Source organism: Paraburkholderia sp. DD10, assembly GCF_049177125.1.
Taxonomy (GTDB): domain Bacteria; phylum Pseudomonadota; class Gammaproteobacteria; order Burkholderiales; family Burkholderiaceae; genus Paraburkholderia; species Paraburkholderia terricola.
Genome location: NZ_CP185393.1, coordinates 836,669 through 858,703 on the forward strand (window position 1 = coordinate 836,669; position 22,035 = coordinate 858,703).

Below are 22,035 nucleotides of genomic sequence, written 5' to 3' on the forward strand. Positions count from 1 at the left end.
GCGCCGCTCAACCTTCGCGCAGCGAGCGGAAGATGTCGCCCGTGTGCAGGCCGAAGCTGCCGGCGGCGCGGTCGGCGAAGAAGAAACGCAGGGTCTGGCCGACGGTGGGGAAGGCGATCTCGTCCCACGGAATTTCGTGTTCCTCGAAGAGTTGCACTTCGAGACTTTCCTCGCCGGCGGCGATGTCGAGGTCGAGCAGCCGCGCCATGTAGAACAGATGCACCTGATGCACGTGCGGCACGTTCAGCAGCGAGAACAGGTTCTGCACCTCGACGCGCGCGCCGGCTTCTTCCAGCGTTTCGCGCGAGGCGGCCTCGGCCGTGGTTTCACCCATTTCCATGAAGCCTGCCGGCAGCGTCCAGTAGCCGTAGCGCGGTTCGATCGCGCGACGGCACAGCAGCACCTTGTCGTCCCACACCGGGACGGTGCCGACCACGTTGCGCGGATTCTGATAGTGCACCGTGCCGCAACCGCCGCAGACGAAGCGCTCGCGGTTGTCGCCCGGCGGAATGCTCAGGCTGACGCCCTGGCCGCAGACAGAACAGAATTTCATAGGAAGGGGACGAGAAAGGGTGATAGGAGTTTATCACCGGGACGGGGGTTTTCTGACCTCGGCGATGGCCGGGTTGGCGATGCGGTGGCGAGCGCGGCACCGTGAAGAAACATCGCGACGAAACGCGGCGAAATGGCGGCGGAAAACAAAAAAGGCCTGCCGGTTGGGCAAGCCTTCAATGTTGTTTTCGACGTTTCGAGACACTTGGTTGCGGGGGTAGGATTTGAACCTACGACCTTCGGGTTATGAGCCCGACGAGCTGCCAGACTGCTCCACCCCGCGTCCGTCGAAGAAAAGATTATAGAACAATGCGGATGGCCGTGCAATAGCTATTTAAGAGCCGGCTTCAATCGTGAGTGCGCACCGCTGGCGGTCAGTCTGCGTCGCGCTTCGAAGTCGCGGCGCGCACGGCGGGCGTCGCATGCGGGCAGGCCGTCGCAAGGGGCTGCGCTAGAATCGGGTTCTCTTTCGCGCGGCGCCCCCAGGCCTTCATTGCCGGCGCACGCTCCAACTCTTTCCTTGCTCGAACCTCATGGACATCGCTCACGATCTGCAGGTGATTACCGCTCAGGAACACGCGCTGGTGTTCCCACGATTCGACGCCGACCGGGCATGGCAGGTCGGCGCCTATCTGCACGAAGTCGCCAAGGCGCGCGGCATCGCGGCCGCCATCGACGTGCGCACCTTCGGTCAGCCGCTGTTCTTCAGTCTGCTCGACGGCGCGACGCCGGACAACGTCGACTGGGCGCGCCGCAAGGGCAACACGGTCGCGCATTTCCGGCGCAGTTCGTACGCGATCGGCCTGAAGATGCAACTGGCGGGCAGCACGCTCGCCGACAAGCACGGCTTGCCGGCCACCGAATACGCGTCGCACGGCGGCGCGTTTCCCTTGACGGTGGCGGGCGCCGGCGTGATCGGCTCGATCACGGTGTCCGGTCTGCCGCAGCGGGCCGATCACGAACTGGTGGTGGAAGCGCTGTGCGCGCACCTCGGCCTCGACTACGGCAAGCTCGCGCTTGCAAAGGCCTGAGGCGATGCGCGTGCCTCCTTATGCGTTGCTCGGCATCGCCATTGTTGCCGAAGTGATTGCGACCTCGGCGATGCGGGCGTCGGAGGGCTTCTCGCGGTTCGTGCCGTCGGCGGTGGTCGTGCTCGGCTACGGCGTCGCGTTCTATTGCCTGTCGCTCACGCTCAAGAGCATTCCGGTCGGCATCGTCTACGCGGTGTGGTCGGGCGCCGGCATCGTGCTGATAACACTGGTCGCGCTGCTGCTGTATCGCCAGGTGCCCGACGTGCCGGCCGTGATCGGACTCGGACTGATCATTTCGGGCGTCGCGGTGCTGAACATGTTTTCAAAGATGCAGGCGCATTGAATCGTCGCCTGCATGAGCCTGCATGAACGCGCCCGGCGTTATTTGCAGCGCACGATCATCGAACGGTTCTTCACGTTGGCCGACACGACGTTCGTGATGCTGCCGCCCGCCATGCCGCCTTCGTCGTTGTCTTTCGACACGATGTCGTAGCCGGTCGCGCCGCAGGCGTTGCCGGCTTGCACGTAGCACGAGGCCCAGCTGGAAGCGGCGTCGGCGCCGCTGCAGTTCACGGCGAATCCTGTCTGGCCGTTCGGCAGGTTGATCAGCGAAGTGGTGTTCGACGATGCGCAGCCGCCAAGCCCCGTTGCCAGCAAAACAGCGGCGGGCAGGGCGGCAAACCGGGACGCCCGGCGGACCCGAGCGAGCGCTACGCTGGCTCGCAGTCGCTGCAAGCGGCCGGCGCGGACAACGAGGCCCAAGTGCGTCATGAAATGCATCGTGATGTTTTCCTTTCAAAGAGAGATCGCGGCCCGCCAGGTACACAGAGAGTGCGCCTGCCCGGCTAGGGCATGTCGATCGTGGTGCCCGCCGCGCCGACCAGTCGACGGCTTTACGTGCCGTTTTCGGTGGCGGCGTCTTTCCAGATGCCGATGGCTTTCGACATGTCGATGCCGTGGCTTTCCGCATAAGCAAACCATGCGTTCGCCGCCTCCTGCTCCGGTAATTCGTGGTTCCGCAGAAAATATTTTCCCATATTGCGCTCGCTGGACTCGAAACCGGGTGACTGCTTCAGCATGGACCATGCCGACAGTCCGTTCGACCGGCGCATGCCGAACAAGTGCGAATCGGCGTCTCGCGCCGCTCGCAACGGGTCGTCGGCTTGCTGACGCCGTCACCGCATGCAGGCCGCAGAACTTATCGCCTTGAGGCGCGCCTTACTGATTGACCTGCCGCGAGCGCATGCATGCAACGGCCCGTTCAGATTCACGCGGGCTCGATGCGCTACGGCGGCAGCGTCCGCTTATCACACACAAAGCGATACACACAACGAGGAGAGCGAACATGGCTGAACGGGTCAGTGGCCCTTATCGCGGCTACTACATCAGCGCCGCCGCGCGTCTCGTGCCCGCGGCCGACGCGCCGGCCACGGGCGCCGGCGTCGGCGTTGACGCAAAGGGCGCCGCCAGGAGCGGCACCTACGTCGGCACGGTGAGTCTCGCCGAACTCGGTCCGGACGATCCGCATCGCATCGAAACCCTGCTCGAACTCGGCGACGCACAGCGCTTCGGCAGCGAGGAAGAAGCGCTTGCGTTCGTCGAACAGGCCGCGCGCGATTACGTCGACCGTCTGCTCGGAGGCCATTGATGGCGGCGCGTGAGGTCGAGCAGGACGCCCCGCCAGGCTGGACCTAGGTCCGGCCGCGCGAGTACCATATCGGGGTTGTCCGGAGCCGGCCGGTTCTCGCCGGCGCCGGTTTCCTGCCGGATACTTCTGATGAGGCGACCATGGAAATTCGGTTTCCCGCGGACGCACCTGCTTACCGCGACTCCAATCTGACCGTTGTGTTTCCCGCGCTGGTGGACGGCGAAACGGTGCCGTGCGCCATTTCGGTCGAAGCGCTCGAAGATCACTTCGGCGCCTACTCCGAGGATCCCGAAGGCTGGATGCGTGCGTTCGACGCCGGGCGTCGGCGTATCGAGGCAGTGGCGCGCGAGCACTTGCAGATCAGCAACGGCACGCCCGTGCTGCTCAAGAGCGGCCACTTTCCGCCGGGTAACGCGGCGGGTTGAGCGGGCCCGATGCGATTTCATGCGTCGCATCCAACGCCTGGTGGGACGTTGTTGGCAGGTCGTTGGCAGCAAGCATGTCGGCCGAGCAAACGGGCGGCGCACGGGCAACGCTCCGCTGACCTAGCCGTCGATCCAAAGTCCGCCGGAACGCCGGCAAGAACCGACATCGGGACGGCTGCAGAACGGCATAACCGCATAACCGCCAGGCCGCCGAACCCGCCGCCAAGGTCAAATCATCGAGTGCGTGATAACGTTCAATCCCAATTCACTTCGCGCCAGCCCGCCTAGCACTCCATGTCCATTTCCACCTCGCCCGCCGTCAGCGACGAAATCGCGACTTACGTAGCCAACCGCATCGGCTTCATCGAACTGGAGAGGCCGAAGGCGCTCAACGCGCTCTCCACCGGCATGATTCGCGCGATGCACGCGGCGCTCAACCAATGGCGCGAGGATCCCGACGTGCTCGCCGTGGTGGTGCGCAGCCAGCACCCGCGCGCGTTCTGCGCGGGCGGCGACGTGCGCTTCCTGTACGAGTCGGCGCAGCGCGGCGAGCAGGACCCGCGCGACACGTTTTTCATCGAGGAATACCGGCTGAATCACGCGATTTTCACGTATCCGAAGCCGTATATCGCGTTGATGAACGGCGTCGTGATGGGCGGCGGCATGGGCATTTCTCAAGGCGCGCACCGCACGGGCGGCCTGCGCGTCGTCACCGATTCGACGAAGATGGCGATGCCCGAGACCCGCATCGGGCTCTTTCCCGATGTCGGCGCGAGCTGGTTTCTGGCCCGCACGCCGGGTGCGATCGGCCGTTATCTCGCGGTAACCGGCGAGGCGATCGGCGCGGCCGACGCGCTTTATGCGGGTCTCGCCGACACCTACATCGAGGACGCGGCGTTGCCCGCGCTAGTCGACACCTTGCGCGGCGAACTGTTCGAGCGAGGCGCGGACGTGGTGGCGTGCGTCGAGCGCGAGACGTCCGCGCATCGGGTCGTGCCGGAGCCCGACGCGTCGCCGCTCGCCAACGCGCGCGCGTTGATCGACCGGCATTTCGCGTTGCCCGAACTCGCGCGGATTCTCGCTTCGCTCGAACGGGCGCGCGATGGCGACGCCGATCCCGATGCCGCCGAATGGGCCGAGCAAACGATCGCCGTGTTGCGCGAACGCTCGCCGTTGTCGATGGCGGTATCGCTGGAAGTGGTGACGCGCGCCGAGGGTTCGATGGCCGACGTGCTGCGCGGCGATCTCGATCTGACGCGCTCATGCTTCTTGCATGGCGATACGATCGAAGGGATTCGCGCGCGCATCATCGACAAGGACAACGCGCCGCGTTGGCGTTTCGATCGTATCGAAGACGTGAGCGCCGCCGAGGTGGAGAAAATGTTCGAAAGCCCGTGGCCGGCCAACGAACATCCGCTGCGCGAATTGCGCGGTTAGGTTTCGGCGTTATTTCGGCGTTATTTCGACATTGACGTTCGGTCCGCTCGGCCCGCTCAGTCGTCGTACTCGCTTGCCATGAACGCGCGCATGAACACCAGCGCGCCCCAGCCCCACATCGCATTCGCCGCGAAACCCACCGCGAGGCGCGGCAGCATGTTGCCGCTCGGCCAGATGCCGCGCAGCGGATCGACCACGAACACGCTCGCCGCCGTCAGCGCGACGCCGCCGAACACGAAGGCCGGCACCCACGGCGCGCGCCTCTCCGGCGCGATGCGCAAGAGCCACGCCATCAGCACGGCCCAGAACGCGCTCCAGATCGCGTTGGCGATGAATTCGGGCAAACCGAGCGGCAAAAACGGCGCGGTCGAAAACCCGGTCGGATCGATCAGCCCGGCTGCGTGCAGCAGCGCCAGCGTCGATTCATGAAAGAAGAGGGATGCCAGAAAACCGGCGACGAACGGCAGGATGAGTTTTTGCATGCATTGCACCGCCAGGGTACAAGCGGTGCGGTTCGCATGGCCTGTACCGGATTATTGGAAACGTGCGCCATTATATCTATGGGTACCCGCTTTCCCGCGTGCATCGAGCGCAACATCCGTATGCTTTAGCGTCGGGCTAATCACGGAAGTGGAAAACCTAAGCTAAAAAAAATCGTTCAAAAGCCGCGGCCCGATCCATAGACTGTTTCTCCATGCAGACGGCGTTTGCCGCCGTCGCCCGTTTAATCGCGCGCATGACGCGCACGTCTCTGTCGAGGGAAGCCGTCGCGATGTCCTGTCTGATGCCGATCTTCAGCCGCGCCACGGCGCACGCGCGTTCGCGGTCGCGCCGCCGATACTAAGCCGCAATACCAAGCCGCCAAGCCGCGCCAGGCGCGGCACTTCCGTCTCCTTTGCGCCTGCTTCACCCGGCCGCGCGCCGGCGGGATGCGCGCGGCCGGCGTGTGCGCGGGCGCTTCACGCACCGTCTCCAATCAACGCAGTTTCGAACAGGCAGGAGCAGCAAATGAATGTGTTCTGGTTCATTCCGACTCACGGCGACAGTCGCTATCTCGGTACGTCCCAAGGCGCACGCGCAGCCGATTACGACTACTTCCGGCAGATCGCGATCGCCGCCGATACGCTCGGCTACGAAGGCGTGCTTCTGCCGACGGGCCGCTCGTGCGAGGACGCATGGGTCGTCGCGTCGAGCCTGATCGCCGCGACCCAACGCCTGAAGTTCCTGGTGGCGATCCGTCCGGGCCTTTCGTCGCCGGGTCTCGCCGCGCGCATGGCGGCGACCTTCGACCGGTTGTCGAACGGGCGTCTGCTGATCAACGTCGTGACCGGCGGCGATGCGGCGGAACTGGAAGGCGACGGCGTGTTCGTCGATCACGACACGCGCTATGAAATCACCGACGAATTCCTGCACATCTGGCGCAAGCTGCTTGCCGCTTCGCATACCAACGACGCGATCGCGTTCGACGGCAAGCATCTGAGCTCGAAGGGCGGCAAGGCGTTGTATCCGCCGGTGCAGAAGCCGCATCCGCCGCTGTGGTTCGGCGGTTCGTCGGCGGCGGCGCACGACATCGCGGGCGACCATATCGATACCTATCTGACGTGGGGCGAACCGCCCGCGGCCGTCGCGAGGAAAATCGCCGACATTCGCGCGCGCGCCGCGGCACGCGGCCGCACGATCCGGTTCGGGATTCGTCTGCACGTGATCGTGCGCGAGACCGAGGAAGAAGCGTGGGCCGCCGCGGACCAACTGATCAGCAAGCTCGACGACGACACCATCGCACGCGCGCAGGCCTCGTTCTCGAAGATGGATTCCGAAGGGCAGCGCCGCATGGCCGCGTTGCACGGCGGCAAGCGCGGCGGGCGCGCCGAACTGGAGGTGTATCCGAATCTGTGGGCGGGCGTGGGGCTGGTGCGCGGCGGCGCGGGCACGGCGCTGGTCGGCAATCCCGAGCAGGTGGCCGCGCGCATGAAGGAATACGCGGACCTCGGCATCGAGACGTTCATTCTGTCGGGCTATCCGCATCTGGAAGAGTCGTATCGCTTCGCCGAGCTGGTGTTTCCGCTGCTGCCGAACCGGCAAAGCAAGACTTCGAATGGACCGCTGTCGGGGCCGTTCGGCGAGATCGTCGGCAACAACTATCTGCCGAAGGCGGCGAGTTCCAGTTGAGCGCGCGTGCCGCCGACGGCGGCGATGCTCATCGATAAGCAATGAGGAAAGTGATCATGGCTCAATCCAGTTTGAATGCCGATGCAGGCGGCGGCGTTGGCGCGAATGCGCGTGCGAATGCGGACCCAAGCTCGGCCGCGAATGCCCGCGGGATTCTCGACGTGTTGCGCCGCGCCGGCGCGCATCTCGCGCCCTGGCTCGCGCCGCTCGCGATTCTGCTCGCGTGGGAATTTGCCGCGCGCAGCGGGATTCTGTCGACACGCGTTCTGCCCGAACCGCTCGCGGTCGTGAAGGCCGCGTGGTCGTTGGTTCAGTCCGGTGAAATGTGGGCCGACGTGAAGGTCAGCACGTGGCGCGCGGTATCGGGCTTCGCGGTCGGCGGCGGAATCGGACTCGTGCTCGGCCTCGCGACGGGGCTCTTCAAGCCCGCCGAGATCGCGCTCGATTCGACCGTGCAGATGGTGCGCAACATCCCCGCGCTCGCGATGATTCCGCTCGTGATTCTGTGGTTCGGCATCGAGGAAGAAGCCAAGCTGTTCCTGGTTGCGCTCGGCGTGTTCTTTCCGATCTACGTGAACACCTTTCACGGCATCCGTTCGGTGGACGCCAATCTGATCGAAATGGCGCGCAGTTACGGCGTGAGAGGTTTCGCGCTATACCGGCACGTGATTCTGCCGGGCGCGTTGCCGTCGATTCTGGTCGGCGTGCGCTTCGCGTTCGGGCTCATGTGGGTCACGCTGATCGTCGCGGAAACCATCTCCGCGCAGTCGGGCATCGGCTACATGACGATGAACGCGCGCGAATTCCTGCAAACCGATGTGGTGGTGGTCGGCATTCTGCTGTACGCGGCGCTCGGCAAGCTCGCCGACGTGCTGGCGAAGAGCCTCGAGCGCGTCTCGCTGCGCTGGCACCCGGCTTATCAACGAGGAGCGAAAGTATGAGCGCAACGACATTGTCGGCGTCGTTCGGCGGCATCGCGGGCAGTGATCTGGAAGCCGAACTGGAACAGCCGCGCACCGTCGATCACGACGCCGGCGAAGCCGCGAGCTTCGAGCGCGCGGATCAGGTGCGCGATCTCAAGCAGGGTCGCGAGCACGCGGGCCGGTTGCCCCCGGCGGGGGCGCTCGCGCGCGACGACGCGCGCCGTCGCGCCGACTATTCAGTGCAATTGCGCGGCGTCGGCAAGCAGTACGGCGAGCGCAAGGTGTTGTCCGATCTGGATCTGTCGATCGAGCGCGGCAGTTTCGTCGCGATCGTCGGCCGCAGCGGCTGCGGGAAATCGACCTTGCTGCGGCTCGTCGCCGGTCTGGAAAAGTCCACCTCGGGCGTGCTGGAAAAGCGCACTGAAGATGGCCGTCCGCTCGACACGCGCATCATGTTCCAGGACGCGCGCCTGTTGCCCTGGAAGACCGTGCTGCAAAACGTGATGCTCGGCCTCGGCCGCGGCGCGCGTGAGGACGCGCGCGCCGTGCTCGCCGAAGTCGGCTTGCTCGAACGCGCCGACGATTGGCCCGCGCGGCTTTCGGGCGGCCAGCGGCAGCGCGTGGCGTTGGCGCGGGCGCTCGTGCATCGGCCGCAATTGCTGCTGCTCGACGAGCCGCTCGGCGCGCTCGACGCGTTGACGCGCATCGAAATGCACGCGCTGATCGAACGCTTGTGGCGTGAGCATCGATTCACCGCGCTGCTGGTGACGCATGACGTGCATGAAGCGGTGGCGCTCGGCGACCGGATTTTGCTGATCGAAGACGGGCGCATCGCGCTCGATCAGCCGGTGCCGCTCGCGCGTCCGCGGGCGAGCGCATCGGCGGGCTTCGCCGCGCTCGAAGACCATGTGTTGCAACGGGTATTGAAGACCGCGCCGAACGACGACGCGCTGTCTTATCGTGCGTACGACGCAGTTAACGAAGGCCGTCTCACGCGGCCGACAGACGTCCGTTGGGCCGTCTGACCTTCCTTGATCGACCGTTTCGATCGCTTTCCTGGAGTCACTCGATATGAGCATTTCCGCTATCAACGTACGCAATCAGTTCAAAGGCAAGGTCAAGGAAATCATCCGCGGACCGGTGGTGTCCGAAGTCGATGTGGATACGCCGTTCGGTATCGTCACCTCGGTCATCACCACCCGCTCGATCGACGAACTCGAACTCAAGGTCGGCTCGGAAGTGGTCGCGCTGGTGAAGTCGACGGAGGTGTCGATCGCACGTTTGTAGAACCGCTGACGAAAGCCGCTCCCGCGCGCGCCGGCGCTACTTCGCGTTTGCGCCGCTGGCGGGCGGCTCGTGCATCATTTTGTCGTTGGTCGGATGGCGCGGACGCTTGATCGGCATATTGTCCGGATTGCTCGAACCGCCCGACCCCGAGGCCGATTCAGGCGGCTTCACCATCGAGGCGGTGTCGCTTTGCGTCGGTTGCTTTGATTGCGTCGTTTGCGCGAACGCCGTCGCGCCGCTCGCTACGAACACCGCGAGTGCGACGCCCGCGGTCAGCGCTGTCAATCTGCTTCGCTCCATTTCGTCCTCCATTGCCATGCCGCCTGCTGGATTTGACGCGGCCACGTTCGTGCGACTCGCGCTCGCGAGGAAAATTCGCGCGGGCCGCATCGCGCTGCGGTTTTCATGCGCCCACGGCATCAAACGCAGGGCATAACGCGGGACACACGCCGTGGAGCGCGTCGCCGGCCAAGCGATAACAGGCACGCAATGCGTATGCCCATCGCGCTGCGTCGACGTATCCGCACCTGCATACGCCCTCGAAACTTGCTAGGATGAATTGAACAAGTCGACGGAGACGGCCATGTCGAAGTCATTGAGTCCTGAAGCGGTCGAAGCGTTGCGGCGCCTGAACGACGTCGGCGTCGGACAGCACGCGCCGAAGTTCGCGCAGTCGGTCAAGGCGGAATTGCTGGCAAGCGGCCTGGTCGCCGAGGCGGGCGACGACGAGGTCGAGATCACCTGCAACGGCCGGCAGTATCTGTCAGGCGATTGCGATTGATCCGTCGGCGATAAGCGGACGCGGGCCGGCGCAAGTCGCGAGCCGTACGCTCGCCGGCTGGACGGGCTTGGCCGCCGTCACGTCGCCTGCAATCACAAGGAGGCGGGCATGGAGCCGAAAGGCATCGACGTGGGCGATTACCAGGAGCGCTATCAGGACTACGACATCGAGGTCGCGGTCGAGCAGGTGCTCACGGGTGTCAAGGCGCATTTCAGGGTGCTGCGGGGCGACGCGGTGGTGGTCGACTGGCGGCTCGTCCATATCGACAGCTTATGGTCCACCGAGCACGCCGCCGCCGAAGCGGGCTTCCAGGCCGCGCGCGAAGTGATCGACGCGGGCCTCGCGACCTGAGCACGGGTGCGTGAAATCGCGGGCGCGTTCGATTAAGCTGGCTGTCTCGTCGTCATTTGCAGGAGAGCGCTGTGCATCTCGCGCGTGCCATCCCGATCATTCGTATCTTCTCCGAGGCAAAAGCGAGAGAGTTCTATGTGGACTTTCTCGGCTTCACCGTCGAATGGGAACATCGGTTCGAAGACAATTTTCCGCTCTACGCCCAGGTGCGCCGCTCTGACCTGGTTCTGCATCTGAGCGAGCATCATGGCGACGCGACGCCGGGTTCGACGATTTTCGTTCCCGTGCAGGACATCGACGCGTTGCATGCCGAACTTCAGGGCAAGAACTACAAGTACGCGAAACCGGGCGTCGAGGCGCTGCCGTGGGGAAGGGTGCTGGAGACGGTCGATCCGTTCGGTAACCGGATCAGGTTCTGCGAGTAGCCAAGAGCGCCACGAACGGAGTCGGGCTGCGTAGTAACGATGCCGCTCGCCGGTGTTGCGGGCGCAATGCCGCGTAAACGGAAGCGGGCGCCGGCATTCATCATGCGCGGCGCCCGCTTCAATCACTGCCCGTGGCGGGCAGTGATCGGCCAGGCGTGCTTAGTGGCCGAAGAACACCGATTGCGGGCCCGAAACCGGTTCACGCGTACCCGATTGCGACGACACGTTTTGCACGCCGCCGTAAGCATTGGATTCAGCGTTAGCGCGTTCGGCCGCAACGGTCTGCGCGTTCTGGCCTTGTTGCGAGGCCGGTGCGCCGACCGACGGACGGTAGAACGGCGCCGGGCCGTAGCCGCTCGCGAAAGCGGGGGCGGCGATCGAGGCGGAAACAGCAACCAACAGGGCGGCGATGAGCTTGGTCTTCATGGTATGACTCCGATAACGTTTCGACTTCAGTTCAGGAAGACGTCGCGACAGAGGCCGGGAGGTGTGTCTGCAACGTCGATGTGGAGCAGTGTATACCCCTACTATCGAAAATTTGTGCCGATAATCTGAAATTACTATTCTCGATACTGGAATAATCTGTCAGGCGCAGGGGCGACAAGCCTGCGCGGCGTTTCGACCCCGGTTGGCAAGGCTTTTCGTACCTGAAAAACCAGATTGGGAGCGCGGTTTATCGGAGGGACTTCGCGCCAACGTTACTGATGCCCAAGACATATATCGGGCTGTCATTCCGGATCACCTAACAATAAAAAACGGGTCGACGGGTTTTCACAGTGCCGTTCGCGAAATTCCGCTGTTTGCGTTTTTCGGCGCGACGATGACAAACGATTAAACAGGTGCAACGCTCAATAAAAAATAAAAAACCACACAACTCATGTGCCGCACTGCTTTTCGCCATTTTCCTGGTGGATGCCTTGAAAGTCGGAAATCGCTCATCATTTGTCGCGCGCGGTTTCGCGCAGTGAACTAGACTTGCCGCTAGAACAAAATCTAAGGGGATCGGGCATGCAGAGGCGGGAGAAACTGCTTTTTAATCTCGATGTTTCGAAATTGGTGGGCATTGAAATCGGCGCGCTCGACAAACCGTTCATCCAGCGAAATGACGGGAATATCCTCTACGTCGACTATACCGACCGTGAGGGCCTCGTCGAAAAATACAGGCAGGACCCCAACGTTAATGTCGAAAATATCGTCCGCGTTGACGCGATATGGGGCGAAAACACCCTGGCTGACGCCGTCGATCATCGAAAAGTTGATTATGTGATCGCCTCGCACGTCATTGAGCACGTGCCCGACCTCATTACGTGGCTCGCCGAACTTCGCAGCATTCTGAAAGACACCGGCGAAGTCCGTTTGATGATCCCAGACAGGCGGTTCACGTTCGATTATTTACGCGAGGAAACGCGCTTCGCGGATGTCGTGAACAGCTTCCTGTTGCGAGCCCGTGTTCCGCAGCCTCATTCCGTGCTGGATTTCCTGTTGAACGCAGTTCGGCTAGACTGCGCCGCCGCATGGGACGGGGAGATTGAAACTAGCAAACTCGTAAAATTTCAGACGTTCGAGAATGCAGTAAAGATAGCGCGGGACGTCCTCGATAACGGTACATACCATGACGTGCACTGTTGGGTCTTTACGCCAAAATCGTTCGGCCGTTTGATGGCGCAAATGGCGGATGTCGGATTGCTCGATTTTGCGTGCGACCGCTTCCACGACACGGAGAAGTACACGTTCGAGTTCTTTGTATCGCTGCGCCCGTCAAGTGACCGGCGTCTTATTGCCAGGTCATGGCGACGCATGGCTGAGATGGCGAAAGACATGCCGGATTCCGCAACGCACGCGTGCGGAGATGCCACGCCTCAAAAGCGAGACCCCGCGAACTGCACTTATACGATGGACGAAATCCGCGCGATGAAAACTACCGTGGAACCATTGGATCTCGACCACGGCATCAGTGCCGAATGGGCATATAGCCGTGATCCGTTAGGGTGGGCGCATGCCACCCGCTCCTCACATATGACGCGAAACGATGTATCCGGCGACACGTGAGGGTAGGCCACTTCGCGAGCCGGGCGAAACCAGAAACACAAAAGCCGCGGAAGCGCCGGAGTAGATTCCCGAAAACAAAAAGCCGTTCCGAATATTCCGGAACGGCTTTTGAATGTCTAACTTTTGAAGCGTCTGAATTCTTTGGGGTGGCTGATGGGGCTCGAACCCACGACAACAGGAATCACAATCCTGGACTCTACCAACTGAGCTACAGCCACCACTGACATCTGCTTGGCTTGCCTAAAAAACATGGCTCGCCGACGAAGAAACGAGATTATACGAACAAGAATCCGACTTGCCTAGTCCTTTATTCAAAAATTTCGACTGGCTCGCGCAGATGCTGTCTTGCCTCGTCGAAAATCGACAGGTCGCGTGCAGCCAGCCGTTTGCTGTCGGATAACACACGACGCCATCCGCGTGCGCCCGCCTCGCCGCGATAGAGGCCGAGCGCGTGGCGCGTGATTGCACCGAGATACGTGCCGCGCGCCATTTCAGCCGCGCAATAGTCGATCAGCTTCGCTTCGACCTGCTCGCGCGTGAGCGGCGTTTGCGCCGAGCCATAAAAGCGTGCATCGACGTCGGCCAGCACATAGGGATTGTGATAAGCCTCGCGCCCAAGCATCACGCCGTCGACGTGTTGAAGATGCGTTTCCACTTCGTCGAGCGTCTTGATGCCGCCGTTGATGATGATCTCCAGCTGCGGGAAATCGCGCTTCAGTCGATACGCGTAGTCGTATTTGAGCGGCGGGATCTCGCGGTTCTCCTTGGGGCTCAAGCCCTTGAGAATCGCGTTGCGCGCATGCACGACAAAGACGTTGCAGCCGGCGTCCGCGATCGTGCCGACGAAATCGCGCACGAAGCCATACTCCTCGACCGCGTCGACGCCGATCCGATGCTTGACCGTTACCGGCACCGACACGGCATCGCGCATTGCCTTCACGCAGTCGGCGACGAGTTGCGGCTCGTTCATCAGACACGCGCCGAACGCGCCGCGCTGCACGCGCTCGGACGGACAGCCGCAGTTCAGATTGATCTCGTCGTAGCCCCATTGCTCGCCCAGCTTGGCCGAACGGGCGAGGTCGTCAGGCTCGCTGCCGCCGAGTTGCAACGCGACCGGCGCTTCTTCCGGCGCAAACGCCAGATGACGCGGCACGTCGCCGTGGAGCAGCGCACCGGTCGTGACCATCTCCGTGTAAAGCCACGTATGGCGCGAAATCATGCGATGCAGCGAGCGGCAGTGACGATCCGTCCAGTCCATCATGGGTGCGACCGAAACGCGGCGCGGACTGGGAGTTTGAACTGAAGACATGGCGGCCAGGCGGCTTGAATCAAAATGCGATTTTACCGCAAGGCACCCGATGTCCTGGCTCGCTTACCGATCCGTTTATCGCGCTGGCGGAGCGACCCAGATGCGCGACCCAGCCGCGTCAATGCCAACGACCCCCACGCCCGCCGCCGCTCCATGAACTTCCGCCGTGGGAGCCGCCATATCCACCGCCGTGCCAGCCGTTCCCACCGTGCCAGCCGCCACCACCGTGGCCGCCATGCCAGCGCCCACCGTCGCCGCGGTAATAACAGCAGGACGAGCCGCCCCAGATGCCTATCGTGCCGTACACCGGTTGGTACGGCGGCCCGTATGCGTAACCGTAGCCGGGGTAATAGGATTGACCGTAGGCGTAGTCATATCCCGGCGCGACCGCGCATCCCGCGAGACTCGCCACTACAGCCAATAGAGCCGTCGATGCAATCAGCTTGCTCACGATCTTCTCCTTCGTGGATAAGGATCAGAAAGATCGTGCGTAAGAGAGTTCAGCGGCGGTTGTGTCCGCAAGTTACCGCCGTCGCGCGTCATTGGGCGTGCACTATCGCTGCACCCCGGTTCAACGCCATGACAGCAAGGCAAGGCCGCGAACTTTTCGCGCCTCAGCGGTTCTCCGCGTCGTAACAGTTAGTTAAATTTTTCGAGCCGCAACCCTAGGCGCGCTGTCACGTTCCCATCAGACGAAAGCTTCGCCTCAGCGCTTGCGCAAAGGCTCGATGAGGGACGACAAACCGTTGTGATCGATCTCGTGCATCAAGGCGAGCAGCCGGCCGATTTCGCCCGGCGGAAAGCCCTGGCTCGCGAACCAGTTCAGATAGTGGCCGGGCAGGTCCGCGATCACACGGCCTTTGTACTTCCCGTAAGGCATCACGCGCGTGACCAGCAGTTCGAGGTGTTCGGGATTCATCGTGGGGAGATCGACGCAAAAATTATTGAGCGCGGCTGAGTCGACAGAGCCGGTTGGCGCTGTTCGAACGGCATTTTAGCCGTGCTGCACGCATGACGCCGGCGTGGTAACGTCAGCGCTTTCCGTTCATACAAATCAACAGGACAAGTTCGATGGAATACCGCAGACTCGGCGACTCCGACGTGCAGGTCAGCCTGATCGGCCTCGGCACCATGACATGGGGCGAGCAGAACACCGAGCAGGAAGCGCATGCGCAGATCGACTATGCGCTCGACCACGGCGTCAACCTGATCGACACCGCTGAAATGTACCCGGTGCCGCCGCGCGCCGAAACGCAAGGCTCGACGGAGCGCTTCATCGGCACGTGGCTCGGGCGGCATCGCGGCGCGCGCGAGAAGATCGTGCTCGCCACCAAGATCGCCGGCCCCGCGCGTCAACCGCACAACCCGCGACATATTCGCGGCGAAGGCAATCAGTTCGACCGTAAGAATCTGACGGAAGCGCTGAACGACAGCCTCACGCGCTTGCAAACGGATTACGTCGATCTGTATCAATTGCACTGGCCGGATCGCAGCACGATGACGTTCGGCCGCACGGCGTACCCTTGGGTCGACGACGCGTACACGGTGCCGATCGAAGAGACGTTGTCGGTGCTCGCCGAGTTCGTGAAGGCGGGCAAGGTGCGGCACATCGGCGTGTCGAATGAAACGCCGTGGGGCGTCGCGCAGTTTCTGCGCGCGGCCGAAAAGCTCGGCTTGCCGCGCATCGTCAGCATCCAGAATCCGTACAGCCTGCTCAATCGCACCTACGAAGTGGGGCTCTCCGAATACGCGCATCGCGACAACATCGGCTTGCTCGCTTATTCGCCGCTGGCCTTCGGCTGGCTGTCGGGCAAGTATGAAGGCGGCGCGCGGCCGGCGGGCGCCCGCATCTCGCTGTTCGAGCGCTTTCAACGCTACAGCAAGCCGCAATCGATCCAGGCGACCACGCGTTATGTGGAACTGGCGAAACGTCACGGCTTGTCGCCCGCGCAATTCGCGCTCGCGTTCGTCAACAGCCGGCCGTTTTTGACCAGCAATCTGATCGGCGCCACGTCGCTCGATCAGCTGAGGGAAAACATCGCGAGCGCGGACGTCAAGCTTCCGGTTGAGGCGCTCGCGGAAATCGATGCGCTGCACGAGTTGCAGCCGAACCCGGCGCCTTGATGGAGTGGCCTGGGCGCGTTGCCTCGTGATCGATTCGAGCGACGCGCCTGAACGTCGTCGGAACGTGCCCCGGCCTCGTTGCCGGGATAGTGATGTGGCGTGGGGTTGCGTGGGTTGGTTGCGCCTTGCTTCAACGCCATCGCGTTCGGCGAATCTTTCGCTTCGCGCGCCACCGCACACGGCTTCGGACAGACGGCGGCAATCAAGCTCGCCAGCACCGTTTCAAACGATGCGAAGCATGCGGCAAACCATCGGAATTGCTGCAGGCGCCGCGCTCGACCGGCGCTTCAAAACCAAATCTCCCAAGCCGGAACACGAATCACGACCTAAACTGTGGTGGACGGGGCGGGCTGTCGGACCGGGCCGCGCGGATCGCCATGCCGGGATGCACGCCAATGGTAGGATTCAGCCCGAAAAACGGCGAGCGGCGGCGGATCAATGCGGCGTGCCGCCTACAACAGAGCGATAGGACTCAGGACATCGAATGGCGCAACAAAAAACAAACCCAAAACTCGAGCAGGCGCTGACGCGCGGGGACCTTGCAATTCGTCAGGCGAACTCGGCGCGCGCGACCGCATTGCTGCGTGCATTGGCCAAGATGATCGTCGACGCTTCCGCGACGATCGGCGTGGAGGCGTTCACGCTGATACCCGACGGCGACAAGATTTACGATCCCGCCGACGGACTATGGCCGCAGGAATTGCTGATCTCGCTCGACGGTCCTGTCGAAGAGGCGGATCCCGATGAGCTTCGCACGGTCAGGCTGATCGCCGACGACCCAGGCACGGTGTTTCGCGTTGAATGGCAGCGCGCCGACGGCAAGATCGGCCGCCAGGATGGCGGGCCGTTCGCGACGGTCGCGTTCATCTCCGACGTGGATATTCCGTGGACGGACGACGAGGACTGAGAACAGTCCATTCGCGGCGGGCGACAGGAGCGCGCCGTCCGCCGCCGTGTTGGAAATAACCCCGCGCTACTTCATCATCCGGCGCCGGAACAGCACCGCCGAGACGACGAACCCACCCACCGCATACACCGCCAGCACCGCGACGTGCAAAACCGCGTCCTCGACGGGCCGCCCGAGCATTGCCGGGCGAATCAGATCGACGGCGTGCGCGAGGGGCAACACCTGGGTCGCGGCACGCGCGGCGGCGGGCAGTTGCGAAGCGGGAAAGAACACGCCGGAGAGCAACAGCATCGGCGTCAACACCAGCGTCTGATAAAACATAAAGAAGTCATACGATGGCGCGAGTGCCGTCACCACCATCGCGATACTGGCGAACGCGAGCCCGGTCAGCACGATGACCGGCAACGCCAGCAGCATCGACGGAAAGTTCGCGTAGCCGAGCGCGCCGGCCACCAGCATGATCGCCGTGCCGGACAGCACCGACTTACTGCCCGCCCAGATCACTTCACCGAGCACGATGTCGCCGAGCGTGAGCGGCGTGTGCATGATCGCCTCCCAGGTGCGCTGCACGTGCATGCGCGAGAAGCCCGAGTACATCGACTCGAAACTCGCGGACATCATCACGCTCGACGCGACCGTGCCGGCCGCCAGAAACGCGATATACGACACGCCGTCGACGTGTCCGACCATCAGGCCGAGCCCGAAGCCGAGCCCGAACAGATAGATCATCGGATCGGCGAGATTGCCGAACATCGAGGCGATCGCGAGCTTTCTCCACACCAGATAGTTGCGGCGCCACACCGCAATCCAGTTCACGGCGTTCGCGGGCAACGCGGCGAACGGTTCCTGCCTCGACGGTGCGTCGCCGTTGCCGTGTGTTTCGTAAGTGCGTGCGTCCATTGCGTGTCTCGTGCGGTGTCGTTGTAGCCGTAACAGATTTGCCCGGCGTCAGTCCTGCATCTCGCGGCCGGTGAGCCGCAGGAACACATCTTCCAGATTCGCCGGACGATGCAGATAGCGCAGGTCGGCGCGTTGCTTGAGCCGCGCATGCACCGGCTGCGCGTCGTTCACATAGCAGAAGAGCGTCTCACCGCTGATCTCGGTTCGCTCGACAAGCGGCGCCAGTTCGTCGCGCAACGCAACCGGGTCGGGACCGAAGATCTCGATCACGTCGCAGCCGATCTCCGACGCGATCAACGTGCTCGGCGCGCCCTCGGCGATCTTGCGTCCTTCCTCGATCACGCACAGCCGGTTGCAGAGCCGCTCGGCTTCTTCCATGAAATGCGTGGTCAGCAGGATCGTCTTGCCGCGCGCGAGCAACGAGCGCAGCCGCTCCCAGATCAGATGCCGCGCCTGGGGGTCGAGGCCGGTGGTCGGTTCGTCCATGATCAGCACGTCGGGGTCGTTGACGAGCGCCCGCGCGAGCGTCAGGCGCCGCTTCATGCCGCCCGATAGCTCGCTCACGCGCGCATCCGCCTTGCTTTCGAGGCGCGCGAATTCGAGCAGCGACGGCACCATCGCGCGGCATTGCGCGGCGCTCAGTCCGAAGTAACGGCCGAACACCAGCAGGTTCTCGCGCACCGTGAAGTCGGGATCGAGATTGTCGAACTGCGGCACCACGCCGACGCGCGCCCGCGCCACCCGCGCGCGGCGCGGAATCGGCTCGCCGCACAGGCGGATCACGCCGGCATCCGGTGCGGCGATGCCGAGCAGCATGCGCAGCGTGGTGGTCTTGCCCGCGCCGTTGGGGCCGAGCAAGCCGAAGCATTCGCCGGCATCGACGTGAAACGAGAGCCCGTCGACGACTGTTTTGTCGCCGTAGCTTTTCTTGACCTGCTGGAATTCAATGGGGGCTTCGGGCATGGGATCGATGGAGGTTCCGGGAAAAACTCGCCGATGGTGCTAAGGGCCGGGAAGGCCGTCTATTCTAGGGCATCGGCGAGTTGCCGTCGGCGAGCCCGCAGCCGTTCCGAGCGCGTTTCTTGCACTGCCGCAAACCTCGCAAGACAGCCTCGATCCCGATCAAAACCCCGCACGCTCCGGATCGGTGCGCACTTAGCGTTTTCCATCCCTTGCAAGCTGAATTGCGGCGCACCATGATTCATGAAGACCGCGCTTTTCGCGGGTAGGGAGAAAATCATGGCGAGCTACAAGAAAATCCTGCTGTGCTACGACGGCTCGCGCGAAGGCCGCAAGGCGTTGCGTTGCGGCGCCGACCTGGCGTTGGATCTGAAGGCGGAAACGCATCTGTTGTCCGTGGTCGACATGCGTTCGAGCATTGCGCAAAGCGCGGGCCTGCTGACCGATGTGGCCTGCGGCAGTTTCGAGAAGACCGCCCGCGACATTCTGCAGGAAGGGGTGGACTGGCTCACCGAGCGTGGCGTGACCGCGCAAGGGCACTTTGCGTTCGGCCATCCAATCGACGAGATCGCGAATCTCGCCAACGAGTTGAACGTGGACCTCGTGGTGGTCGGTCACCGTTGCCGCACCGGTTTGTCGCGATGGTGGATGGGCGCGGGCAATACGCCGTTGCTCGACCGCGTATCGTGCAGCATCCTGGTGGCGTGTTCCTCCGCGCAGGAGCAGCAGCAAGCGGCGGCTTGATGCGCGGGAAGTGTGGCAAGTGTGGCGCGTGGCCGAGTGCGGTCCTGACAGGAAAACGGTTGCTCTTCCAGCTCCGTTCATGCGAACAGACAATCACTCATTCAAATTGACAGCGCTCAGCTTCCAGGTGAGCAGGCCTTCACGCTGGAAGATCGCCGAATAACGTGCGTCGCCGGCGCCATGCCGGTAAGTAACGACGAACTGGTTGAGGCCGCGATAGCCCGCCGTGGTTTCCGGCGGCTGCGGCGGCGCGGCGTTCTTGTTTGCCGCGCTGTTGGCCGAGCCTCCCGCGGTGGGCGATGCAGGCACGGGCGCCGGCGCGGGTGTTGCGGGCGGATTGTTGGCCGCGGGCGGAGCAGGCGGCCGCTCGCCAGGATTGCCGCGCGGCGGCATGCCGTTCAGCAATGCCGCCACGCCGTCCGGCGTCGCATAAGCGTTCACCAGCGGACCGATCAATGCCACGCCGATCATCGCGCCGATCGCGGCTAATGGATTGCCGTTGCCCTGCGCGTCGAGCCGGCGTGTCAGCAAGCCTGTGACCTCCTGCTTCAGGCTCTCGCGCAACGCGGGAAAGTCGACGTATTGATTGACGGTTTGCGCGTCGCGCGCGTCCGCCGCGCGCTTGAGATTATTCAGCGCGATATACGGCGACGCGTAGACGAACCCCAGCGCGGCGATCACCACAATCACAACCAGAGTGACGATCAAGGGCCGGTTGGCGCCGCGCTTCGTGCGTGTCGAAACTGCCATCGGGTGGGACTCTCCATCGCGTTTGATCTAGCGTGGACCGTGGCCACGCAAAAACGATCCCACGCGACAACGGTATCTGAAAGCCGATCAGGACTCGAATACGGCGCCGTGCACGTTGGCCTCGTCAGCGATGCAGCGATCGATCATGCGGCATACGGCCTCCATGGTGCCGACCATGATGAGCCGCGACGGCCCGTGATAAACCCGAACCGGTGCGCGCCGCTCCGGCTCCGCCATATTCAACCCGGCATTCAACGACACGCGGGCAAAGGCGGGCAACGACGACGGCAAGCTCGATACCCCGTCGGGCGAGTCGAACAGCGATGGCGTGCTGACCGCGGGCGCTCCGCTCACTGAGCAGGGCACCAGCTTGCGCAGACGGCGCAGACGACCGAACTGGCGAAAGGGCAGCAGGCGGGCAAGGCGTTCCATGAGTCTCTCCAGGCGATTCAACGTTGGGGCGGCTGCGATCCGGCGAACCGGCGAGCGGGCGGGTTAAAACTCTCCGGGGCGGATCAGCCCCACGGCGATACCCTCCAGCGCGAAATCCGCGCTGCCGGTTTCAACGAAGATGTTGTCGTAATCGGGGTTCTCGGCGATCAGCTCGATACCGTTTGGCCGGCGCTTCAGGCGCTTGACCGTGACGTCGTCGCCGAGCCGGGCGATGATGATCTGGCCGTCTTTCGCCTCGCTGCGCTTTTGCACCGCGAGCAGGTCGCCGTCGAAGATGCCGGCGTCGCGCATGGACAGCCCGCGCACTTTCAGCAGGTAATCGGGCTTGCTCGAGAAGAGCGCCGGGTCGCATGCGTAATGCTGCGAGATATGTTCCTGCGCGAGTATCGGGCTACCCGCGGCGACCCGGCCGATCAGCGGCAACGACAGTTGCATGATGCTCGCGTGCGGCAGCGTGAACTGGTGCGGCGAGTCTTCGGGGCTGGTGAGAAGGCGTATGCCGCGCGATGCGCCGGCCGCCAGTTCGATGACACCCTTGCGAGCGAGCGCGCGCAGATGTTCTTCTGCCGAGTTGGCCGAGCTGAAGCCCAGTTCGGCGGCGATCTCCGCGCGGGTGGGCGGAAAACCGGTGCGTTCGATGGCCCGGCGGATCAGATCGAAAACCTGCTGCTGTCGTGCGGTGAGTTTTGTCATGGCGCCACTGTATGTATGAACAGGTGGCTGTATTTTTATACAGTATCCGGCGCAATTCAAGCTTTACTTTAAGTTCGTGCGGGCAGGCGACGAAGTGGAGTCGTGGAAACGTCCGAA

Annotated in this window: 31 protein-coding genes and 2 tRNA genes; 16 read left to right on the forward strand and 17 right to left on the reverse strand. The window is 63.3% G+C overall.

What is annotated here, in order from left to right; translation table 11 throughout:
- Positions 1 to 7: 7 nt before the first annotated feature.
- Both ACOCG7_RS19170 and ACOCG7_RS19175 read right to left on the reverse strand, forming a co-directional pair.
- Entirely contained in the window at positions 8 to 553 is a 546-nt protein-coding gene (locus ACOCG7_RS19170; protein WP_244744226.1) for an NUDIX hydrolase, read from the reverse strand.
- Between the two features lie 205 nt (positions 554 to 758).
- A tRNA-Met gene (locus ACOCG7_RS19175) sits at positions 759 to 835 on the reverse strand.
- A 250-nt stretch (positions 836 to 1,085) separates the two neighbouring features.
- Between ACOCG7_RS19175 and ACOCG7_RS19180 the strand changes: the two genes are divergently transcribed.
- Positions 1,086 to 1,583 (forward strand): heme-degrading domain-containing protein, encoded by a 498-nt coding sequence (locus ACOCG7_RS19180; RefSeq protein WP_083083573.1) that lies wholly within the window; start codon positions 1,086 to 1,088, stop codon positions 1,581 to 1,583.
- A gap of 10 nt (positions 1,584 to 1,593) precedes the next feature.
- Complete coding sequence (locus tag ACOCG7_RS19185; protein WP_374709854.1) at positions 1,594 to 1,926, forward strand: DMT family transporter; 333 nt, start codon at positions 1,594 to 1,596, stop codon at positions 1,924 to 1,926.
- Positions 1,927 to 1,964: 38 nt separating this feature from the next.
- Here the strand turns inward: ACOCG7_RS19185 and ACOCG7_RS19190 are convergent, their stop codons facing one another.
- Both ACOCG7_RS19190 and ACOCG7_RS19195 read right to left on the reverse strand, forming a co-directional pair.
- Positions 1,965 to 2,363, reverse strand: coding sequence for a hypothetical protein (locus tag ACOCG7_RS19190; protein WP_073426857.1), 399 nt, complete (start codon positions 2,361 to 2,363; stop codon positions 1,965 to 1,967).
- A 113-nt stretch (positions 2,364 to 2,476) separates the two neighbouring features.
- The gene (locus tag ACOCG7_RS19195) at positions 2,477 to 2,662 is read right to left on the reverse strand and encodes a hypothetical protein (RefSeq protein ID WP_347143150.1); all 186 of its coding nucleotides are present in this window, start codon (positions 2,660 to 2,662) and stop codon (positions 2,477 to 2,479) included.
- A 266-nt stretch (positions 2,663 to 2,928) separates the two neighbouring features.
- Between ACOCG7_RS19195 and ACOCG7_RS19200 the strand changes: the two genes are divergently transcribed.
- From ACOCG7_RS19200 to ACOCG7_RS19210, 3 genes are all read left to right on the forward strand, one after another.
- Entirely contained in the window at positions 2,929 to 3,231 is a 303-nt protein-coding gene (locus ACOCG7_RS19200) for a hypothetical protein (protein WP_244744224.1), read from the forward strand.
- A 140-nt stretch (positions 3,232 to 3,371) separates the two neighbouring features.
- Positions 3,372 to 3,656: a DUF1488 domain-containing protein gene (locus ACOCG7_RS19205; protein ID WP_073426947.1), complete on the forward strand. Its 285-nt coding sequence runs from the start codon at positions 3,372 to 3,374 to the stop codon at positions 3,654 to 3,656.
- Positions 3,657 to 3,950: 294 nt separating this feature from the next.
- Positions 3,951 to 5,093 (forward strand): enoyl-CoA hydratase/isomerase family protein, encoded by a 1,143-nt coding sequence (locus ACOCG7_RS19210; protein ID WP_244744223.1) that lies wholly within the window; start codon positions 3,951 to 3,953, stop codon positions 5,091 to 5,093.
- 56 nt (positions 5,094 to 5,149) lie between these two features.
- On the opposite strand, the gene ACOCG7_RS19215 is transcribed toward ACOCG7_RS19210, so the two are convergent.
- Together ACOCG7_RS19215 and ACOCG7_RS19220 are read right to left on the reverse strand one after the other, a co-directional pair.
- Positions 5,150 to 5,575 (reverse strand): hypothetical protein, encoded by a 426-nt coding sequence (locus ACOCG7_RS19215; RefSeq protein WP_073426853.1) that lies wholly within the window; start codon positions 5,573 to 5,575, stop codon positions 5,150 to 5,152.
- A 157-nt stretch (positions 5,576 to 5,732) separates the two neighbouring features.
- Entirely contained in the window at positions 5,733 to 5,900 is a 168-nt protein-coding gene (locus ACOCG7_RS19220) for a hypothetical protein (RefSeq protein ID WP_159442539.1), read from the reverse strand.
- A gap of 201 nt (positions 5,901 to 6,101) precedes the next feature.
- On the opposite strand from ACOCG7_RS19220, the gene ssuD reads away from it, so the two are divergent.
- Genes ssuD through ACOCG7_RS19240 form a run of 4 tightly spaced genes read left to right on the forward strand, consistent with a single transcriptional unit; the run spans position 6,102 to position 9,472 of the window.
- Positions 6,102 to 7,262, forward strand: coding sequence for an FMNH2-dependent alkanesulfonate monooxygenase (ssuD, locus tag ACOCG7_RS19225; protein ID WP_073426852.1), 1,161 nt, complete (start codon positions 6,102 to 6,104; stop codon positions 7,260 to 7,262).
- Between the two features lie 56 nt (positions 7,263 to 7,318).
- On the forward strand, positions 7,319 to 8,203 hold the full coding sequence (gene ssuC, locus ACOCG7_RS19230) for an aliphatic sulfonate ABC transporter permease SsuC (RefSeq protein ID WP_073426851.1): 885 nt from the start codon (positions 7,319 to 7,321) through the stop codon (positions 8,201 to 8,203).
- A complete protein-coding gene (locus tag ACOCG7_RS19235; protein ID WP_244744222.1) occupies positions 8,200 to 9,210 on the forward strand; it encodes an ATP-binding cassette domain-containing protein in 1,011 nt (336 codons plus the stop codon). The genes ssuC and ACOCG7_RS19235 overlap by 4 nt, the downstream gene beginning before the upstream one ends.
- A gap of 46 nt (positions 9,211 to 9,256) precedes the next feature.
- The gene (locus tag ACOCG7_RS19240) at positions 9,257 to 9,472 is read left to right on the forward strand and encodes a TOBE domain-containing protein (protein WP_073426849.1); all 216 of its coding nucleotides are present in this window, start codon (positions 9,257 to 9,259) and stop codon (positions 9,470 to 9,472) included.
- A 36-nt stretch (positions 9,473 to 9,508) separates the two neighbouring features.
- Here ACOCG7_RS19240 and ACOCG7_RS19245 read toward each other — a convergent pair whose 3' ends face one another.
- Entirely contained in the window at positions 9,509 to 9,772 is a 264-nt protein-coding gene (locus ACOCG7_RS19245) for a hypothetical protein (RefSeq protein WP_244744221.1), read from the reverse strand.
- Between the two features lie 283 nt (positions 9,773 to 10,055).
- On the opposite strand from ACOCG7_RS19245, the gene ACOCG7_RS19250 reads away from it, so the two are divergent.
- From ACOCG7_RS19250 to ACOCG7_RS19260, 3 genes are all read left to right on the forward strand, one after another.
- The gene (locus tag ACOCG7_RS19250) at positions 10,056 to 10,253 is read left to right on the forward strand and encodes a hypothetical protein (RefSeq protein WP_073426848.1); all 198 of its coding nucleotides are present in this window, start codon (positions 10,056 to 10,058) and stop codon (positions 10,251 to 10,253) included.
- 108 nt (positions 10,254 to 10,361) lie between these two features.
- Positions 10,362 to 10,604 carry a DUF6566 family protein gene (locus tag ACOCG7_RS19255; protein ID WP_244744220.1) on the forward strand — a complete coding sequence of 81 codons (243 nt, stop codon included), beginning with the start codon at positions 10,362 to 10,364 and terminating at the stop codon, positions 10,602 to 10,604.
- 71 nt (positions 10,605 to 10,675) lie between these two features.
- Positions 10,676 to 11,029, forward strand: coding sequence for a glyoxalase superfamily protein (locus ACOCG7_RS19260; protein ID WP_073426846.1), 354 nt, complete (start codon positions 10,676 to 10,678; stop codon positions 11,027 to 11,029).
- A gap of 159 nt (positions 11,030 to 11,188) precedes the next feature.
- Here the strand turns inward: ACOCG7_RS19260 and ACOCG7_RS19265 are convergent, their stop codons facing one another.
- Entirely contained in the window at positions 11,189 to 11,455 is a 267-nt protein-coding gene (locus ACOCG7_RS19265) for a hypothetical protein (protein ID WP_073426845.1), read from the reverse strand.
- 582 nt (positions 11,456 to 12,037) lie between these two features.
- On the opposite strand from ACOCG7_RS19265, the gene ACOCG7_RS19270 reads away from it, so the two are divergent.
- On the forward strand, positions 12,038 to 13,078 hold the full coding sequence (locus ACOCG7_RS19270; RefSeq protein WP_244744217.1) for a methyltransferase domain-containing protein: 1,041 nt from the start codon (positions 12,038 to 12,040) through the stop codon (positions 13,076 to 13,078).
- 142 nt (positions 13,079 to 13,220) lie between these two features.
- Here the strand turns inward: ACOCG7_RS19270 and ACOCG7_RS19275 are convergent.
- The 4 genes from ACOCG7_RS19275 to ACOCG7_RS19290 form a co-directional block, all read right to left on the reverse strand.
- Positions 13,221 to 13,296: transfer RNA gene (locus tag ACOCG7_RS19275), tRNA-His, on the reverse strand.
- An 89-nt stretch (positions 13,297 to 13,385) separates the two neighbouring features.
- A complete protein-coding gene (gene dusA / locus ACOCG7_RS19280) occupies positions 13,386 to 14,387 on the reverse strand; it encodes a tRNA dihydrouridine(20/20a) synthase DusA (protein WP_083083579.1) in 1,002 nt (333 codons plus the stop codon).
- A 118-nt stretch (positions 14,388 to 14,505) separates the two neighbouring features.
- Positions 14,506 to 14,838, reverse strand: coding sequence for a hypothetical protein (locus tag ACOCG7_RS19285; protein WP_073426842.1), 333 nt, complete (start codon positions 14,836 to 14,838; stop codon positions 14,506 to 14,508).
- Positions 14,839 to 15,093: 255 nt separating this feature from the next.
- Positions 15,094 to 15,306 carry a DUF3820 family protein gene (locus ACOCG7_RS19290; RefSeq protein ID WP_027798895.1) on the reverse strand — a complete coding sequence of 71 codons (213 nt, stop codon included), beginning with the start codon at positions 15,304 to 15,306 and terminating at the stop codon, positions 15,094 to 15,096.
- 152 nt (positions 15,307 to 15,458) lie between these two features.
- Between ACOCG7_RS19290 and ACOCG7_RS19295 the strand changes: the two genes are divergently transcribed.
- Both ACOCG7_RS19295 and ACOCG7_RS19300 read left to right on the forward strand, forming a co-directional pair.
- Entirely contained in the window at positions 15,459 to 16,511 is a 1,053-nt protein-coding gene (locus ACOCG7_RS19295) for an NADP(H)-dependent aldo-keto reductase (protein ID WP_073426841.1), read from the forward strand.
- Between the two features lie 484 nt (positions 16,512 to 16,995).
- Positions 16,996 to 17,418: a hypothetical protein gene (locus ACOCG7_RS19300; protein ID WP_073426840.1), complete on the forward strand. Its 423-nt coding sequence runs from the start codon at positions 16,996 to 16,998 to the stop codon at positions 17,416 to 17,418.
- A 66-nt stretch (positions 17,419 to 17,484) separates the two neighbouring features.
- Here the strand turns inward: ACOCG7_RS19300 and ACOCG7_RS19305 are convergent, their stop codons facing one another.
- Both ACOCG7_RS19305 and nodI read right to left on the reverse strand, forming a co-directional pair.
- Positions 17,485 to 18,318, reverse strand: coding sequence for an ABC transporter permease (locus ACOCG7_RS19305; protein ID WP_083083581.1), 834 nt, complete (start codon positions 18,316 to 18,318; stop codon positions 17,485 to 17,487).
- Between the two features lie 48 nt (positions 18,319 to 18,366).
- Positions 18,367 to 19,281 (reverse strand): nodulation factor ABC transporter ATP-binding protein NodI, encoded by a 915-nt coding sequence (gene nodI / locus ACOCG7_RS19310; RefSeq protein ID WP_073426838.1) that lies wholly within the window; start codon positions 19,279 to 19,281, stop codon positions 18,367 to 18,369.
- 276 nt (positions 19,282 to 19,557) lie between these two features.
- Between nodI and ACOCG7_RS19315 the strand changes: the two genes are divergently transcribed.
- Entirely contained in the window at positions 19,558 to 20,022 is a 465-nt protein-coding gene (locus ACOCG7_RS19315; RefSeq protein ID WP_073426945.1) for a universal stress protein, read from the forward strand.
- A gap of 93 nt (positions 20,023 to 20,115) precedes the next feature.
- On the opposite strand, the gene ACOCG7_RS19320 is transcribed toward ACOCG7_RS19315, so the two are convergent.
- The 3 genes from ACOCG7_RS19320 to lexA form a co-directional block, all read right to left on the reverse strand.
- Positions 20,116 to 20,772, reverse strand: coding sequence for a DUF2939 domain-containing protein (locus ACOCG7_RS19320; protein ID WP_073426837.1), 657 nt, complete (start codon positions 20,770 to 20,772; stop codon positions 20,116 to 20,118).
- 87 nt (positions 20,773 to 20,859) lie between these two features.
- Positions 20,860 to 21,204 carry a hypothetical protein gene (locus ACOCG7_RS19325; protein WP_073426836.1) on the reverse strand — a complete coding sequence of 115 codons (345 nt, stop codon included), beginning with the start codon at positions 21,202 to 21,204 and terminating at the stop codon, positions 20,860 to 20,862.
- Positions 21,205 to 21,267: 63 nt separating this feature from the next.
- On the reverse strand, positions 21,268 to 21,918 hold the full coding sequence (gene lexA, locus ACOCG7_RS19330) for a transcriptional repressor LexA (protein WP_073426835.1): 651 nt from the start codon (positions 21,916 to 21,918) through the stop codon (positions 21,268 to 21,270).
- Positions 21,919 to 22,035 lie beyond the last annotated feature (117 nt).

Coding starts and splice junctions, on each gene's coding strand:
- ACOCG7_RS19170 (WP_244744226.1), bottom strand. CDS start 553: ATGAAATTCTGTTCTGTCTGCGGCCAGGGCGTCAGCCTGAGCATTCCG.
- ACOCG7_RS19180 (WP_083083573.1), top strand. CDS start 1,086: ATGGACATCGCTCACGATCTGCAGGTGATTACCGCTCAGGAACACGCG.
- ACOCG7_RS19190 (WP_073426857.1), bottom strand. CDS start 2,363: ATGCATTTCATGACGCACTTGGGCCTCGTTGTCCGCGCCGGCCGCTTG.
- ACOCG7_RS19195 (WP_347143150.1), bottom strand. CDS start 2,662: ATGCTGAAGCAGTCACCCGGTTTCGAGTCCAGCGAGCGCAATATGGGA.
- ACOCG7_RS19200 (WP_244744224.1), top strand. CDS start 2,929: ATGGCTGAACGGGTCAGTGGCCCTTATCGCGGCTACTACATCAGCGCC.
- ACOCG7_RS19205 (WP_073426947.1), top strand. CDS start 3,372: ATGGAAATTCGGTTTCCCGCGGACGCACCTGCTTACCGCGACTCCAAT.
- ACOCG7_RS19210 (WP_244744223.1), top strand. CDS start 3,951: ATGTCCATTTCCACCTCGCCCGCCGTCAGCGACGAAATCGCGACTTAC.
- ACOCG7_RS19215 (WP_073426853.1), bottom strand. CDS start 5,575: ATGCAAAAACTCATCCTGCCGTTCGTCGCCGGTTTTCTGGCATCCCTC.
- ssuD (WP_073426852.1), top strand. CDS start 6,102: ATGAATGTGTTCTGGTTCATTCCGACTCACGGCGACAGTCGCTATCTC.
- ssuC (WP_073426851.1), top strand. CDS start 7,319: ATGGCTCAATCCAGTTTGAATGCCGATGCAGGCGGCGGCGTTGGCGCG.
- ACOCG7_RS19235 (WP_244744222.1), top strand. CDS start 8,200: ATGAGCGCAACGACATTGTCGGCGTCGTTCGGCGGCATCGCGGGCAGT.
- ACOCG7_RS19240 (WP_073426849.1), top strand. CDS start 9,257: ATGAGCATTTCCGCTATCAACGTACGCAATCAGTTCAAAGGCAAGGTC.
- ACOCG7_RS19245 (WP_244744221.1), bottom strand. CDS start 9,772: ATGGAGCGAAGCAGATTGACAGCGCTGACCGCGGGCGTCGCACTCGCG.
- ACOCG7_RS19250 (WP_073426848.1), top strand. CDS start 10,056: ATGTCGAAGTCATTGAGTCCTGAAGCGGTCGAAGCGTTGCGGCGCCTG.
- ACOCG7_RS19255 (WP_244744220.1), top strand. CDS start 10,362: ATGGAGCCGAAAGGCATCGACGTGGGCGATTACCAGGAGCGCTATCAG.
- ACOCG7_RS19265 (WP_073426845.1), bottom strand. CDS start 11,455: ATGAAGACCAAGCTCATCGCCGCCCTGTTGGTTGCTGTTTCCGCCTCG.
- ACOCG7_RS19270 (WP_244744217.1), top strand. CDS start 12,038: ATGCAGAGGCGGGAGAAACTGCTTTTTAATCTCGATGTTTCGAAATTG.
- dusA (WP_083083579.1), bottom strand. CDS start 14,387: ATGTCTTCAGTTCAAACTCCCAGTCCGCGCCGCGTTTCGGTCGCACCC.
- ACOCG7_RS19290 (WP_027798895.1), bottom strand. CDS start 15,306: ATGAATCCCGAACACCTCGAACTGCTGGTCACGCGCGTGATGCCTTAC.
- ACOCG7_RS19295 (WP_073426841.1), top strand. CDS start 15,459: ATGGAATACCGCAGACTCGGCGACTCCGACGTGCAGGTCAGCCTGATC.
- ACOCG7_RS19300 (WP_073426840.1), top strand. CDS start 16,996: ATGGCGCAACAAAAAACAAACCCAAAACTCGAGCAGGCGCTGACGCGC.
- ACOCG7_RS19305 (WP_083083581.1), bottom strand. CDS start 18,318: ATGGACGCACGCACTTACGAAACACACGGCAACGGCGACGCACCGTCG.
- nodI (WP_073426838.1), bottom strand. CDS start 19,281: ATGCCCGAAGCCCCCATTGAATTCCAGCAGGTCAAGAAAAGCTACGGC.
- ACOCG7_RS19315 (WP_073426945.1), top strand. CDS start 19,558: ATGGCGAGCTACAAGAAAATCCTGCTGTGCTACGACGGCTCGCGCGAA.
- ACOCG7_RS19320 (WP_073426837.1), bottom strand. CDS start 20,772: ATGGCAGTTTCGACACGCACGAAGCGCGGCGCCAACCGGCCCTTGATC.
- ACOCG7_RS19325 (WP_073426836.1), bottom strand. CDS start 21,204: ATGGAACGCCTTGCCCGCCTGCTGCCCTTTCGCCAGTTCGGTCGTCTG.
- lexA (WP_073426835.1), bottom strand. CDS start 21,918: ATGACAAAACTCACCGCACGACAGCAGCAGGTTTTCGATCTGATCCGC.